Below are 15293 nucleotides of genomic sequence, written 5' to 3'. Positions count from 1 at the left end.
CTGCTCCTAAATACATATTATTGCAATTTTATTCTATCAAAAAAATATAGCTATTACAATTTAGCCTCCCCCTCAAGACAAAACAGCAAAAAATAATTTTTTTATTTACAGATAATTAAAATATCACTAGATTAAGTTCTCTTAAAGCATAAAAGAAACGCTTTCTTACTTTTTAAAAATAAAGATATACTTTTTCTAAAGAATTAAGTAATATCAAAAAATAAAAAAAGGAACGCTCCACCAATATGATGATTAACAAAATCATCATCGGTAAATCGCTCCTCATAATATTTATTAGATATACAATAACCTCTTAGGAATTATACTCTAAAACTTATTAAAATTATTTTTTTATGTTAATCTGAGTTTTTTTATCTTCTTAACAGTGTAACTTAATACTTTTTATCTTATCATCAGAAATTTCTTAATTACAATAAGTAAAATAACATTTTAACATTTAGGCATTCAGTAAATTATATTATTTTACAATCTCTATTCCTGAGCTTGTTCCTAATCTCTCTGCTCCAAGATCAACATATTTTTGTGCTGTTTCCTTATCTCTAACTCCACCACTTGCTTTAACTTTTGCATTGTCACCCACAACTGATTTCATTAGTTTTACATCTTCATACGTTGCTCCGCCAGTTCCAAAACCAGTAGAAGTTTTGACAAAATCTGCTTTAGCTACTAGTGATAACTCACACACTTTAACTTTTTCTTCATCAGTTAAATAACAAGTTTCGATAATAACTTTCAAGACATTATCACCAATCGCTTCTTTAATAAGGCGAATTTCATTTTCTACATAATCAAATTCACCATCTTTTAATTTAGCAACATTGATAACCATATCTATTTCGCTTGCTCCATTTTCTACTGCCTCTTTAGCCTCGAATACTTTTGCAGCAGTAGTCATTGCGCCTAATGGAAATCCTACAACAGCCGCAACTTTAACATCAGTTCCTTGTAAAAGATGTTTCGCATCAGCTACGTAACAACCATTAACACAAACACTATAAAACTTATGTTCAATTGCTTCCTCACAAAGTTTTTGAACATCCGAACTACTTGCTGTCGCCTTTAAAATTGTATGATCAATATATTTATTTAATCCCATTTTTTTACCTCTATTCTATAACTTCTAATATATTTTTAATATTTTCTATTTTTTCTTTTCCAATTACATAAGCATCTAAGACCATTTCTTTACTAGATTGAACATTTTTTTCATCGTTAAAGTAAATTTCAGCAATAACTTCACCTTTTTTCACTTTATCTCCGACTTTTTTCTTAAGCTCGATTCCTACAGCGTGATCAACCTCATCTTCTTTAGTAGCGCGCCCAGCCCCAATAACCATAGCTGCTTTTCCTATTTCTTCCGCTTTGATTTTTGTTACATAACCGTCTTCTTCTGAGAACACCTCTAATACTGATTTAGGTGTTGGTAACAGTTCATAATTGTTTACTACTTCGCCGTCTCCTCCACTTAATTCAATGAACTGTCTTAATAATTCCAAAGCATGACCATTATCAATAACTTCATCTATTTTTTTAGCAGCTTCTTCGTATGTCTTAACTTCACCTTTGTGTTTTAAAGCTAAATAGACAATTTCATAAACTACCTCTTTAAGATCATCAGACCAGTTACCTTTTAATGCTTCAATTCCTTCGATAATTTCATTAGCATTACCAATATTATACCCTAATGGCTCTTCCATATTAGTCAGTACTGCAATGGTTTTTCTACCTACACTATTTCCAATTTCAACCATTCTTCGTGACAATTCTCTCGCATCTTCAATAGTTTTCATGAAAGCACCGTCACCGACTTTTACATCTAGAATAATTAAATCAGATTGAATAGCCAGTTTCTTGCTCATAATACTACTTGCTATTAATGGAATACTATCTACTGTTGCAGTCACATCACGTAATGCATATATTTTTTTATCTAATGGCACAATATTATCACTGTAACCCATTAGACCCACTCCAGTTTTACTAGCTACTTCTACTAGTTCTTCTTTTGTAGTACTAAATTTAAAGTTTCTAATTGCTTCAAACTTATCAATCGTTCCTCCAGTATGACCTAAACCTTTACCAGATAACTTTGTTGTAGCCATTCCTACAGCTGATAAGATAGGTCCTAAAACTACAGTAACCTTATCACCTACACCACCCGTAGAATGTTTATCAACAAGATAATGATCTAAATCGTCAAAGTAGATTGTATCTCCAGAATCCCTCATAGTTAAAGTGAAGTTAGTAAGTTCATCTTTTGTCATATTATTAAAATATACAGACATTAAAAACGAACTCATTTGATAATCAGGTACCATTCCTTTAAGGTAGCCCCCTAGTAAAAATTCAATTTCAGCCTTTGTAAGTTCTTTATTTTTTTTCTTTTTATCTATGATATCAACAACTCTCATAGTTTATTCTCCTTAAATATTTTTCATTTAAATATAAACAAATATATCTTCTTAAAAATCTTTACAATAAAAATTCGTCATACTATACTTTTCATTCTCTATATAAATATTATTAGATACTTCTAATATCTGCAAACTCTTCTTATCTTTTAATATTTTATATAACTCTTCTTGACTTTTTTTACTATATACTATTTTATCACGAATTATGTACATTTTGTAGCCTAATAATATTAACATATAGTTTTTATATTTAAATAAAATCATAAATAACATATAGAATAGAACTAATAGTATAACTATTTTCCATAAAAATTGAAGTTTTTGATTTATAATCAAAAATGTAATAATTATCATCAAGATTAAGTAATAATAATCAATACCGCTTTGTCTAGAAATTTCTTTTTTACTACAAACAAATATATTTGAAGGTTTACTCCCATTGTGAATTATTAAAGAAAAAATAGATATTATCGTTAGTATTGTAGTTAATAAGAGTGCATCTAAATCTTGTTTTACAAAATTATAAATAAGTAAAACAAAATAAAGAGGCATAAATGAATAAATACAATAACTAATATAGTTAAATGATTTTTTCATCTCATACCTCCTATTTATTATCTTTTACTTTTTGGTTTAGACAAAATCTCCGAAAAAATTATATCATTCACAATTTTTTCTTTATCAAAAGTTAAAGAATTTGAAAATATTTCTTTTTCTTTATCTACTATAACACGTGGTTTTCTTTCAAAAAATTGTTGCTGAGAAGATTCATGTTTTGGAATACGATTATCCCTTTGATTATACTCTTTATAAAATTGTTTAGGGACTTTCTTCTGCTTAACTTTCTTAACAGTTTCTTTATTATTTTTTTTATTGTTCTTGGCTTTATCAATAATAAGTGAAACTATTAGGAAAATTATAGGAATCGCTAAACTACTCATCTTCCCCTCCTAGAGTTTCTGTTAAGATACTCATTTGCAATCAATCCTCGAACAAGATTTTCTTGAGAAAATTCTAATTTTTTAGTATTGTTTTTAGCATTACTAGGCTGGTCAAAATTTCTTTGCATCGAAAACTTATTACGACCTTTATTGTATTTTTCATTATAATACTGTTGATATTTGTTCATAGTAGAGTTATCAACTTGTTGTTCATATATATCTTCTTTATAAACTTGTTGATCAGATAAAGAACTTTGTCTATTTCTAAATTCATTAGAATCCCTATTGGCAGCTTCTTTGATTCTTTTCATCTCTTCAACTGCCTTCAGCGCTTGAGCTCGAGCATTGTCTAGCTCCATTTGTTTTGAATTATCTAAATTTTTTCTGTATCTTTTACTGTCAGAAGCAAAAACCATTGCAAAAATAGCAAAAATTATGATAAATGTTATTGGTGCTGCGAAAATTAAAAATGACATTTCACATCCTCCTTTTTATCTAATTATTTACCTGCTCCTGTTTCAGGTTGTGACATACGTTTAATTGAATCTCTCATACCTGTATCAGCTTCTAAATTCTTATAATTCATATAATCCATAATACCAAGATTACCTTGTTGGAAAGCTTTTGCCATAGCCAACGGTAATTCTGCTTCAGCTTCTACAACTTTCGCACGCATTTCTTGAATTCTAGCTTTCATCTCTTGTTCAGCCGCAACCGCCATGGCACGACGTTGTTCAGCTTTTGCTTGAGCGATATTTTTATCTGCAATAGCTTGCTCTGTTTGTAAGTTGGCACCAATGTTTTGACCGATGTCTACATCTAGAATATCAATCGATAAGATTTCAAATGCAGTACCTGCATCTAATCCCTTATCTAAAATTGTTTTAGAAATTCTATCTGGATTTTCTAGAACAACTGTGTGTGATTCAGAAGAACCGATTGTAGAAACAATACCTTCACCTACACGGGCAATAACAGTTTCTTCTCCAGCTCCCCCTACAAGTCGTTCAATGTTTGCACGAACGGTAATTCTTGCTTTTGCTTTTACCTCAATACCGTTAATTGCAACCCCTGCAATATAGGGTGTTTCAATAACTTTTGGGTTAACACTCATTTGAACTGCTTGAAGTACATCACGTCCTGCTAAGTCAATAGCAGCACAACGTTCAAATGTTAAACTTACTATGTTAGCTCTGTGAGCTGCGATAAGAGCATTAATTACTCTATCGACATTCCCCCCTGCTAAATAGTGACTTTCCAATTGATTAATAGTAACAGCTAAACCAGCTTTGTGTGCTTTAATCATCGGATTAATTACTCTACTTGGAATAACACGTCTTAGTCGCATACCAACAAGTGTAAAGATACTTACCTTAACTCCAGCGGCAATGGCACTAATCCAAAGTCCAAGAGGGAAGAAAGTAAAGAATATCGATAGCACAATCAATACAACTACCACGATAATACCTGAGAATATTAATTCTGGCATAATACTACCTCCTTATAATATTTATATTTTTTTTACTACTATACGCATTCCTTCAACACGTATAATCTCTATTTCATTACCCTTTTCTATAAAATCTCCATCAGTTACTACATCCAACTTTTCATTTCCTAAAACAGCAACTCCTGCTGGACGTAAATCTGTATATGCTTGAAGTTTTTTTCCTATTAATTCTAATCTACTTTCACTCGCCACATATCCATCCTCTGTTGAAATAGAATCGTTAAGAACAAGTCTATTTAATAACATTAACCTTTTATGGAAAACATTTCTATTAACATAAAATTGAATAGCTGCAAGTATTAAAGAAACAACTAAAATAAATGCAATATGATATGTTGACTTATTAATGTAGATTATTGCATAAATCACGGTAATGATCCCTACTGTTCCAACTATTCCACCAGGAACAAACATCTCTAGTCCTATTAGAGATAGACCTCCAATAAATAACAATAGAACAAAAATACTTATACCTGTAGAATATGAATGTAGAGCTATATATGTCGCTAAACTAAGTACTGACAAAATTCCCAAAAAATTAATTTTTTTTGAAAACAATTGTTGACAAAAAGTTAAGGACATCGCAATTAAAAGAATCCAATCGAGAGACATCATTAAATTCATATGTAATCACCTCATTTTTGCATATTCTTTTTCTAGATAGTCTAATAATTCTTCCCTTGTGAAAATATTCCCATGACCGGGAACAGCATGTTCAAAGTCAAGAATCGATATTCTATCTATATAATCACGAAGCTTTTGTTTGTTATATGCCATCGGTTTCGTATAATAATTTTTAGCGTGACTATCACCTAAAAACAAGACTTTCTCCTCTGGAATATAAATTAAAAATGCATCATTAGAATGCGAGTTATCATTGTATATACAATTAATTTTAACTCCTCCAAGATTTAAATTAAAATCAGCCATTTTAGGCATATCTGGAATTCTAATTTTTATCTCATGATTTTCATATACTCTCTTTATAACATCCGCACTGTATTTTATCTCCGTTCCATCCTTGACTCTTTGATACAGACTCTCATCATCCCATTCTAGTTGAGATAATTCGATTAAAGAATCTCTAGCTCTATCAGTAGCGATTACTGGAATATCTAAATACGCCGCTCCAAAACTATGATCCCAGTGATGATGTGTTAATATCACATAACTCGGCATCGGTAAATCATTTTCTTTTAATTCTTTTAGAAATGTTTCTACTTGTGCAGGTCCATTTCCTGAATCTAACATTACTGAGAAGTATTCACCTCTTACATAACCAAGCGTTGGCTCTAAATACATATATCGTTGTTTTGTATAATAAAATCTATCTGAAAATTTAATTAGCATCCTTTTTACTTCCTTTTGATTATAGATATATTATATCATACATCCTCTAAATTTGAAATATAACGAATTATAACGAAAGTATAAACGTTGTATTTATCAACATACCAGAGTGTATTTAGTTCATTTCGAAATATAACAGAAGTATCCAGGAAAATAATAAATTTTAACAAGTATTTAGATACTTTTCCCCTAAATTTCCCCCACAAAAAAAACTTATTTTGGGGCTTAATCTTTCATTTCTTAAACAGTCAAGAGCGAACCTTTCTCCATCTAACACTGCTTTGTATTTACTAATGTAAAATTGATATAATCTTTCTCGATCATCTTCAAAATCTGCTTGAAATACTAATTTTTCGTATTCATCTTCTTCCATATATCCTAGAAACGCTTTTTATTCATCAACTAAATGACAACAAGCACAATCGTTTTAATTTTCTTCTATCCAGTATCTTACTGTTGAACTTTCTTATAACACTAATCCATTAATAACAACCTTCATTTATAATTTTTTAATTCCTTCAAATATCTAATTAATTTCTTTGCTACTTGTAATGTCATATTCTCTATTTTTCTTATGCCATTTCTGTAATCAGAAAGTAGTGAATAAGTAGCTCCAAAATCTTTAGCTATTTTAAAACTACTAATTTCACTATTTAAAAGTTCTTCTATTTCTTTAATTAGTTTATCCTCCATATACTAACCTTCTTTTTTATTGAATTTAAACCATTTTTTTGTTATTATTATCTTAGTAGCGAGGTGAAGTGGCTTAGGACTTCACCTTGATTACCGTTCGTTTTTTTAGAAGTTCTAGTCTTTGATTAGAGCTTCTATTTTTTCTTTTATCTTACTGTTGAACTTTCTTATAACACTAATCCATTAATAATAACCATCATTTGTCATTTTTTAATTTCTTCGAATATCTAATTTATTTCTTTGCCACTTTAAAACTCATATTTTCTAACTCATACATACCACTGCGGTAATTTTGAATAACACTAAGTGGCAATCCTGCGTCTTTTGAAATTCTATAATCTGTTAAATCACTATTAAATAATTCTTCTATTTGCTTAATTACTTGATCTATCATTGTAAAACCTCCTATATAAGTTTTAAGATAATAGAAATTATCATGGCAAATATTACTAGTACTATTATCATAGTTTGTATTTTTTCTATTTTTATGATACAATGTGAGTAAACATTTAGGTACTAGGAGCTTTTATAAGCTCCGTTACCTAATGGTCTATTTGCAGACTTTTACAAAGATTTCAAGAATTGTGTTTACTATTTCGAGGATAGCTAACACTGTTGCTAGAACCAATATCTTGTCTTTGTAAGAGTCTGTTTTTTATTTCTTCTGTTACTCACTACATCCGCTACTTTACATCATCAATTGCGCCTTCTGAAAGGTGCAAAGTCAAGTGATATTTAAAAACTTTTTAAATAAATGAATGAAAAATAATCCCCTACTTATTAAGTAAGGGCTACATACAAAAATTGTAAAGTGTATTATTATATTTAAACATTTATGTACTTAGCTTTTCCTAATAAAAAAAGAAAGAAAGCAATACCAAAAAGGTTTACTTTCTTTAAATTCTATATGGAGATGGCGGGATTTGAACCCGCGTCCAAAAATGCCTCCCCTTAGCTTCTACATGTTTAGTTTACCTATTAAATTTAATTCTCCACTTAAGCCGATAAACAGGCAATGAAAAACGAGTTTGATTAATCTCTTATTTTTTTCTACAAACGGAAGAAAAAAATCGTAGACTGCTAAGAATGAACCGATTAGCTTTGTCACAGTCAAACAAAGTAATCAGCCTTTAGCTTATTAAGCTGCTAAAGCGTAATTTGTTTTTTCGCCAGTTATATTTAACTGATGTGTTGTTAAAGGAGACAACCCTCCTACATGCCACCAAGAAGACTAGCATCCCTGTCGAATCCTAAACATCCCCTAATTGTGATTATTATATTCTATCATAAATTTCAAAATATGTAAAATTTTATAATCTCTAGTGTATTCTATGATTTAAATTAAACTCTTAACATCATTAATCATTATTATGATATAATAATTTATATAACAAAACTAAAGGAGGAACCATGGAAACACTTATTAATAAATTACGTCCAAGTAAAATCGATGATATTATCGGTCAACATCATTTAATCGGTGATGGAAAAGTTCTTACTAAAATAGTAGAAAGCAAAAAAATGTTCTCGTTTATTCTATATGGTCCCCCTGGAACTGGAAAAACTTCAATTGCAAATTCATTAGCAAATGAACTAGATTATAAATTTAAGATATTAAATGCTGTAAATTGTACAAAAAAGGATTTACAAACTGTAATCGAAGAATCTAAAAGATTTAAAAAAGTTATCCTTCTTCTTGATGAATTTCATAGATTAACTAAACCTATGCAGGATATCCTACTTCCTGAAATCGAGTTTGACAATATTTACGTTATTGGATGCACAACGAATAATCCTTATCATACTGTTAACCCTGCAATTAGATCACGTTTAATTATTTTCGAATTACAACAAGTTTCTAACGATGACATTTATGAATATCTAAAAAAAATATCAAACAATAAAGAAATCTTCCCGAAAGATTTAACAATCGAAGATGATGTTTTTAAAACAATCGCTCTAAACTCTTCAGGTGATTTAAGATTCTCATTAAATACTTTTGAAATTTTATATAATTTATCAAATGAAGGTGAAATTGTCACAAATGATAAGCTATTAAACTTATCCCTAGGAAAATTCAAAGCATACGACAAAGATGGTGATGCTTTTTATGATATTATTAGTGCTTTTCAAAAGTCCATACGTGGAAGTGATGTAGATGCATCGTTATACTACCTGGCTCTTTTAATCGATAGTGGTGATTTAGACACTATTTATCGTAGAATGAGTGTTATTGCTTATGAAGACATAGGACTTGCTAATCCAAACATTGGACCTTTTGTTCATGCTGCGATTGAGAGTGCGAAGATGCTTGGATTACCCGAAGCAAGAATTCCATTGGCCAACGCTGTCATTCAACTAGCGCTTTCTTTAAAATCTAATAGTGCATATATGGCAATCGACAATGCACTAAACGAAACTAAAACAAATCCAAAATTCATAATCCCTGATCATTTGAGAGATGCACATTATTACGGAGCTGATAAACTAAATCGTGGAGTCGGATATCAATATCCACACAGCCATCCTACAGGGTATATTAAGCAGCAATATCTTCCAGATAACTTAGTAGGAAGAACGTTCTACACACCAAAAACAAATAATAAAAATGAACAAAATTTAGCTCAGTATAAAAAATTTATAGATAATGTGAAATAAAGAGAACAGTAGTAACTCAAAATTATTCGAGTTACTACTGTTTTTATTCACCTAATATTTTAACTTCACACTCAAGTTCAACACCTGAATCTTGTAGTACTTTTTTCTGAACTTCTTTAATTAAGTTTTTATAATCTTCACAAGTTGCTGAATTTATATTAACCATAAATCCTGCATGTTTTTTAGACACTTGAGCACCACCTACAGTTAAACCTTGTAAGCCTGCATCTTGGATTAATTTTCCTGCGAAGTATCCTTCTGGTCGTTTAAATACAGAACCACATGAAGGGTATTCTAAAGGTTGCTTATCTGAACGCATTTTATTTAATTCTTCCACTTTAGAGATAATTTCTTCTTTGTTTCCTTTTTTCATTTGGAAATAAACTTTAGAAATGATTTCCTTAGTTTCTTGAATTACAGAATGTCTATATGAAAATTCCATTTGTTCATTAGTATATATTTTCTTTTCACCGTTTTTAGTGAAAACTTCAACCTTTTGAACAACTTCTTTCATTTCTCCACCATATGCTCCGGCATTCATAAAGATTGCTCCACCTACACTACCTGGAATCCCACATGAGAATTCAAGATTAGTTAGGCTATTTTCGATACAAAAATCAGTAAGTTCTTTTAATGTTAATCCAGCATAACAAGAAATAACATCACCTTCTAGTAAGTCTATATCATTCATATCACTAGTTAAAGCTACTATTCCTTGAATCCCATTATCAGAAATTAATACATTCGAACCATTACCAAGTATAGTTAATGCAATATTATTTTCATTGCTGTATGCTATTACATTTTGTAAGTCTTTTTCATTATTTATTTTCACTAAAATCTCAGCATTACCACCTGTTTTTGTAAAACTATAATTTCTTAAAGGCTCGTTATATAATACTTCACTGCTTTGAAGAATATCTTCAATATTTTTTATTTTAATCATTAGTTTCAATCCTTTTTAAAATTTCATTTATAAATATTAATTTTTGTGCTAAATAATCTTTAAATGAAAGTTCTTTGTTCATATTTTTGAATGAATTATAGTCATCTTTTAGGTTATTAGCACCAAAAACTGCTCTAGCTTTTATAAAATCTTTATGTACTTCTGTATCACGTTGAACAACATTTAGTAATACATCATAACTCATAGTTAAGTAATCCGTTATTCGTGCGTACTTAATTACTCCTTTTATACCATTATGAGCAATTCTATGATAACCTATATTATTTAATCTTTTTTCATCAAATGTTGTTATTTCATGTAAATTCTCAACTACAACAAGAATGTCTACAATTTTCTCTCCCAATACCTGTGTAGTACTAGTTGCTCCAATATGTAAAAACTCACATTTTGGCATTTTAGGGATTTCTTGTATTTTTTTTATTTCTTCTAAAAATATGTCAACAAAGACTTCATTGTCTTTTATTTCTTCAATTTTAACAATTCTCTTATCCATTTATAAAATCCAATCTTGTAATTAAATATCCTAATCTATTATAGACGTTATTTTATTTAAAGTAAAGCTATATCTGGATTTCATCTATCAGCTAAGTAAATAAACTTATGATATTGACTACATTGTTTATTTACTAACAGCATTCTTCATAACAAAAACATCCTTTTTCATGATCATTTATCATTCCAATCGCTTGCAAATAGCTATAGATAATAGTACCACCTACAAAATTAAATCCTCTTTTTTTCAAATCTTTACTAATTTTTATAGAAAGCTCAGATTCACTTGGTGCATCTTTATAGCTTGTTAATTTATTATTAATTTTTTTATAGTTTGTAAAACTCCAGATATATTTATCAAAACTTCCAAACTCTTTTTGTACTTTGATAAATGCAAGAGCATTTTTTCTAACTGAATAGATTTTCAACTTATTTCTTATAATGCCCTCATCTTTCCTTAATGATTCTAAATATTCGTCTGTATAATTTGCACAAATATTATAATCAAAATTATCAAAAGCTCGTTTAAAATTCTCGCGTTTTTTTAATATTAATGACCAGCTTAAACCAGCTTGCATACCTTCTAACACTAAGTACTCGAATAGCATTTTATCATCGTGAGTTTCTCTTCCCCATTCAGCATCATGATATTCGATCTCTAAGGAATCTTTTGCCCATGTGCATCTATGTTTATTCATGTTCAGCCTCCAAATTACTATTCACTAAAGCAAGCATTTCTCTAATTCGTCTAATGCTATATCTTTCTTTTTTATCAATTTCTAAGAAAAATCCATCCTTTGCAATAATACGAGTATCTTTATGAGGGGTTAATGCCGTAAACAATTCTTTTCCTTTTAGATTATTCATAATTTCTTTATCGAATGTTATTACTACTTTATTTGCTAATTCTTTTATGCTAGTAACCATAGTATTTTTCGCCATAACTTTTAAATAACAAATATCTATTAGATTATTTACTTCTTCTCCAAAATCAGAGAATCTATCAATTAAATCTTCAACAATGCTTTCTATTTCTTCATCACTAACAACATTGTTCAATCTCTTATAGAAATCTATTTTATCTGCATCACTAGAGATATATTCTTTTGGAATAAAGGCATCTACATTAAGTTTTATTTCAAGATCATCAGTCTCGACTTCAAAAATATCCTTTTTAATTGAAGGAGCCGCTTCTTTGATAATATTTTCATAGTAACTTACATCTTGTGTTCTATCCTGCTCTAATAAAGGTTCTAAAATCCCTTTTTTAGCTTGAATTTCTTGTTCTAACATTTGAGAATATAACGTATAACCTACTGAATCGATGAAGCCATGTTGTCTACCACCTAAAACATCCCCTGCACCTCGAATAGATAGATCCTGCATGGCAATCTTAAACCCACTTCCTAGAGATGTAAAGTTCTTAATTGCTGATAGTCTTTTCTCTGAGTTTTCAGTTAACGATTTAAACGGTTCATACATCAAGTAAGCATATGCTTCTCTACTACTACGACCTACTCGTCCACGAAGTTGATACAACTGGCTTAATCCAAAACGATCAGCATCCTCTACTATTAGTGTATTTACGTTTGAAATATCAATACCAGTCTCGATAATAGTAGTAGAAATTAACATATCATATTTTCTATCAATAACATCAGTCATAATATTCTCAAGTTCTCTTTGACTCATGCGACCATGTGCATAAGCTATGTTAATATCAGGTAATAATCTTTTCAGCTCTAAATACTTTTCATCGATTGTCTCTACTCTATTATAAACATAGAAAACCTGTCCTCCACGATTTACCTCATTCATAACCGCTTCTTTGATAACCATTTTATTCTGAGCTGTTACGAATGTCTGGATAGGTTGACGTTCTCTTGGTGGTGTCTCTATTACAGATAAGTCCCTAATTCCAATTAAACTCATATGCAGTGTTCTTGGAATTGGTGTGGCACTAAGAGTAAGTACGTCTACTGTATTTTTAAGATGTTTAATTTTTTCCTTATGCTTAACTCCAAAACGTTGCTCCTCATCTATTATTAATAATCCTAGATCTCTGTATTTAAACTTATCATTTAATAACTTATGAGTTCCAACAATAATATCAATCTTACCTTCTTCAAGTTTTTTACAAATCTCTGTAATATCTTTTGCAGATTTAAATCTACTTACTACCTCTATATTAATAGGGAAATTCGCAAATCTACTAACAAAGTTATCATAGTGTTGTTCAGCAAGTAGTGTTGTTGGTACTAAAACAGCTACTTGCTTATTATCAGTAACAGCCTTAAATGCAACCCTCATCGCTACTTCTGTCTTACCGAATCCAACATCTCCGCATAGCAGTCTGTCCATTGGACGTTCTTTTTCCATATCTCTTTTAATCTCTTCGGTAGCTTTTACCTGATCATCAGTTGGAGTAAATGCAAAATCTGCTTCAAATTCAGCTTGCATACTACCATCAATGCTATACGCATAACCTGAACTCAATTCACGTTTAATATATAACTTAATAAGATCCTCAGATATATCCTCAATTTCTTTACGAACTCTACTCTTAGTCTTCTGCCAATTTTTGGTACCAAGTTTATTTAATGCGGGTTTTCTATTATCTGTAGAAGCGGTATATTTTTGAATATAGTTCATATTATTTATATCTACATAAATAATATCTCCACCATCATAAACAATTTTTAAGAAGTCTTTAAATACTCCCCCTACTTCTACATTCTCAATACCTTCATATAAGCCAATACCATGACTAACATGAACAATATAATCCCCAATATTTAGTTCTTGGTAGTTTCTTATTTTTTCTGAATTAGTATATTTGAATTTTACACGTCGTTTTTTTCTTTCTTCTTCAGTAAATAGTTCACGTGGTGTTAATAGGAATATTTTATTTTTTCTATCCTCTAACCCCTTAAGGTGATATTTATTAACATCAATAAATATTTTTCCTTCTTTAACACCATAATAAATGTCATCATAAAAATAATTATCAAATAACACTTTCTCAACATAATCTTTTTGTTTTTGTGTATTTAACGAAATAATAACCTTATAATTATCTGTAATCTTCTCTCTAATTTCTTTAGCTAAATACTCTTCACTAGAATAATAAGCTAAGTCGATTATATCTAAGTTATAGTTTTTTTCTATAATCTTGTCATTTAGTTTTAAAGTAGATAAGTAGTATTTTCTAGTATCTAAATTTTGAATCTTTTCGAATGCTATATTATCTATTACATCTTGATAAATATAACTTCTATTCATCTCCTGTAAACTTGTTAAAAAATACTCTCTTAATCCTTCTATTTTTTCTAAAATTTTATGATAATTATCATAGAAGACTATAGTATCAGCGTTTAGATAATCAGCAATACTATATGAATTTTCATAAATTAGATTTGAGAAACTCTCTAAATCACTGAAATCTCCTGTTGCTCTATAGATTTCTATTTTTTCTTTAAGATAAGTGCTAATCTCTTGATAATTTTCGTCTTCTTGTATCTTTTTATCATCCAATTTAGCAAGTATTTTTTCTACAACTATATCTTTTTCTTCAGAAGTAAGGAAAAAATCACTTGTTGGATAAATAACTGCACTATCAATTCTATCTAGAGATCTTTGAGTAATTTCATCAAAAATCCTCATACTATCAAGCTCATCATCAAAGAAATCTAATCGTATCGGCTTTTCACTTAGAGGACTAAAAATATCAACAATACTACCTCTTTTTGAAAACTCTCCAACTACATCAACACTTTCAACTCTTCGATACCCCATATTTACAAGTTTTCTTTGTAATTCATCAAAACTTATAACAGTGTCCTCATTAATTTCAAAACTATTATTTTTGAAATCACTAGGATTTTTTACCGTTCTGTATATAGCTTCTATTGGAATAATAATTATACTTTGTATATTATGAACTAGGTTTTCAAGTACTTTTATTGAATTTTGGACTAGATCGTTACTTTTAGATGTATGACGTTTTAATATATCGATTTCTGGATAAATATATGTTTCTCCTTCGAAATCACTTAAAATTGCAAATAACTCTTCAGCCTCTGCTTTACTTTGTGATAACACCACAACACTCTTATCACTTTGTTTATACTCATTATATATCTCCAAAGCACGTGTCGTTAGATTTTGTCCATAAACCCCTATATTTTTATGTTTTTTTTCAAATTGTAAATCAACTATTTCTAACAGACTTTCTTTTATCATGTACG

Annotated in this window: 16 protein-coding genes and 1 other RNA gene; 1 reads left to right on the top strand and 16 read right to left on the bottom strand. The window is 29.6% G+C overall.

Going from position 1 to position 15293, the window contains the following annotated elements:
• Nucleotides 1-478 precede the first annotated feature (478 nt).
• From deoC to ssrA, 12 genes are all read right to left on the bottom strand, one after another.
• On the bottom strand, nucleotides 479-1117 hold the full coding sequence (gene deoC, locus O3801_RS01695) for a deoxyribose-phosphate aldolase (RefSeq protein WP_294681335.1): 639 nt from the start codon (nucleotides 1115-1117) through the stop codon (nucleotides 479-481).
• A 10-nt stretch (nucleotides 1118-1127) separates the two neighbouring features.
• Complete coding sequence (locus O3801_RS01690) at nucleotides 1128-2432, bottom strand: thymidine phosphorylase (protein ID WP_371453828.1); 1305 nt, start codon at nucleotides 2430-2432, stop codon at nucleotides 1128-1130.
• Between the two features lie 51 nt (nucleotides 2433-2483).
• Entirely contained in the window at nucleotides 2484-3032 is a 549-nt protein-coding gene (locus tag O3801_RS01685; protein WP_294681340.1) for a hypothetical protein, read from the bottom strand.
• Nucleotides 3033-3049: 17 nt separating this feature from the next.
• Nucleotides 3050-3376 carry a hypothetical protein gene (locus O3801_RS01680; protein WP_371453826.1) on the bottom strand — a complete coding sequence of 109 codons (327 nt, stop codon included), beginning with the start codon at nucleotides 3374-3376 and terminating at the stop codon, nucleotides 3050-3052.
• Nucleotides 3373-3852 carry a crotonobetainyl-CoA--carnitine CoA-transferase gene (locus O3801_RS01675; RefSeq protein WP_371453824.1) on the bottom strand — a complete coding sequence of 160 codons (480 nt, stop codon included), beginning with the start codon at nucleotides 3850-3852 and terminating at the stop codon, nucleotides 3373-3375. The genes O3801_RS01680 and O3801_RS01675 overlap by 4 nt, the downstream gene beginning before the upstream one ends.
• A gap of 23 nt (nucleotides 3853-3875) precedes the next feature.
• Nucleotides 3876-4865 (bottom strand): flotillin-like protein FloA, encoded by a 990-nt coding sequence (gene floA, locus O3801_RS01670; protein ID WP_003145096.1) that lies wholly within the window; start codon nucleotides 4863-4865, stop codon nucleotides 3876-3878.
• Nucleotides 4866-4886: 21 nt separating this feature from the next.
• The gene (locus O3801_RS01665; protein WP_483299471.1) at nucleotides 4887-5498 is read right to left on the bottom strand and encodes an NfeD family protein; all 612 of its coding nucleotides are present in this window, start codon (nucleotides 5496-5498) and stop codon (nucleotides 4887-4889) included.
• Between the two features lie 18 nt (nucleotides 5499-5516).
• A complete protein-coding gene (locus tag O3801_RS01660; protein ID WP_294681350.1) occupies nucleotides 5517-6236 on the bottom strand; it encodes an MBL fold metallo-hydrolase in 720 nt (239 codons plus the stop codon).
• Nucleotides 6237-6399: 163 nt separating this feature from the next.
• A complete protein-coding gene (locus O3801_RS01655; RefSeq protein ID WP_294681352.1) occupies nucleotides 6400-6609 on the bottom strand; it encodes a hypothetical protein in 210 nt (69 codons plus the stop codon).
• A gap of 122 nt (nucleotides 6610-6731) precedes the next feature.
• Nucleotides 6732-6929, bottom strand: a complete 198-nt coding sequence (locus tag O3801_RS01650; RefSeq protein WP_294681355.1) for a hypothetical protein — start codon at nucleotides 6927-6929, stop codon at nucleotides 6732-6734.
• A gap of 232 nt (nucleotides 6930-7161) precedes the next feature.
• A complete protein-coding gene (locus tag O3801_RS01645; RefSeq protein WP_294681357.1) occupies nucleotides 7162-7323 on the bottom strand; it encodes a hypothetical protein in 162 nt (53 codons plus the stop codon).
• A 511-nt stretch (nucleotides 7324-7834) separates the two neighbouring features.
• Nucleotides 7835-8191, bottom strand: a transfer-messenger RNA (tmRNA) gene (ssrA, locus tag O3801_RS01640).
• A gap of 148 nt (nucleotides 8192-8339) precedes the next feature.
• Here ssrA and O3801_RS01635 point away from each other — a divergent pair.
• The gene (locus O3801_RS01635; protein ID WP_294682516.1) at nucleotides 8340-9587 is read left to right on the top strand and encodes a replication-associated recombination protein A; all 1248 of its coding nucleotides are present in this window, start codon (nucleotides 8340-8342) and stop codon (nucleotides 9585-9587) included.
• Nucleotides 9588-9630: 43 nt separating this feature from the next.
• Here the strand turns inward: O3801_RS01635 and murB are convergent, their stop codons facing one another.
• The 4 genes from murB to mfd form a co-directional block, all read right to left on the bottom strand.
• A complete protein-coding gene (murB, locus tag O3801_RS01630) occupies nucleotides 9631-10533 on the bottom strand; it encodes a UDP-N-acetylmuramate dehydrogenase (protein WP_294682514.1) in 903 nt (300 codons plus the stop codon).
• Nucleotides 10526-11047: a GrpB family protein gene (locus tag O3801_RS01625; protein WP_294682512.1), complete on the bottom strand. Its 522-nt coding sequence runs from the start codon at nucleotides 11045-11047 to the stop codon at nucleotides 10526-10528. Before O3801_RS01625 ends, murB begins: the two co-directional genes overlap by 8 nt.
• Before the next feature lie 133 nt (nucleotides 11048-11180).
• On the bottom strand, nucleotides 11181-11744 hold the full coding sequence (locus O3801_RS01620; protein ID WP_371453820.1) for a DNA-3-methyladenine glycosylase I: 564 nt from the start codon (nucleotides 11742-11744) through the stop codon (nucleotides 11181-11183).
• A complete protein-coding gene (mfd, locus tag O3801_RS01615) occupies nucleotides 11737-15288 on the bottom strand; it encodes a transcription-repair coupling factor (protein WP_371453818.1) in 3552 nt (1183 codons plus the stop codon). The genes O3801_RS01620 and mfd overlap by 8 nt, the downstream gene beginning before the upstream one ends.
• Nucleotides 15289-15293: the final 5 nt, after the last annotated feature.

This window comes from Gemella sp. 27098_8_149 (assembly GCF_041433745.1).
Lineage (GTDB): Bacteria > Bacillota > Bacilli > Staphylococcales > Gemellaceae > Gemella.
This window is presented reverse-complemented; position numbering and strand designations above follow the sequence as displayed.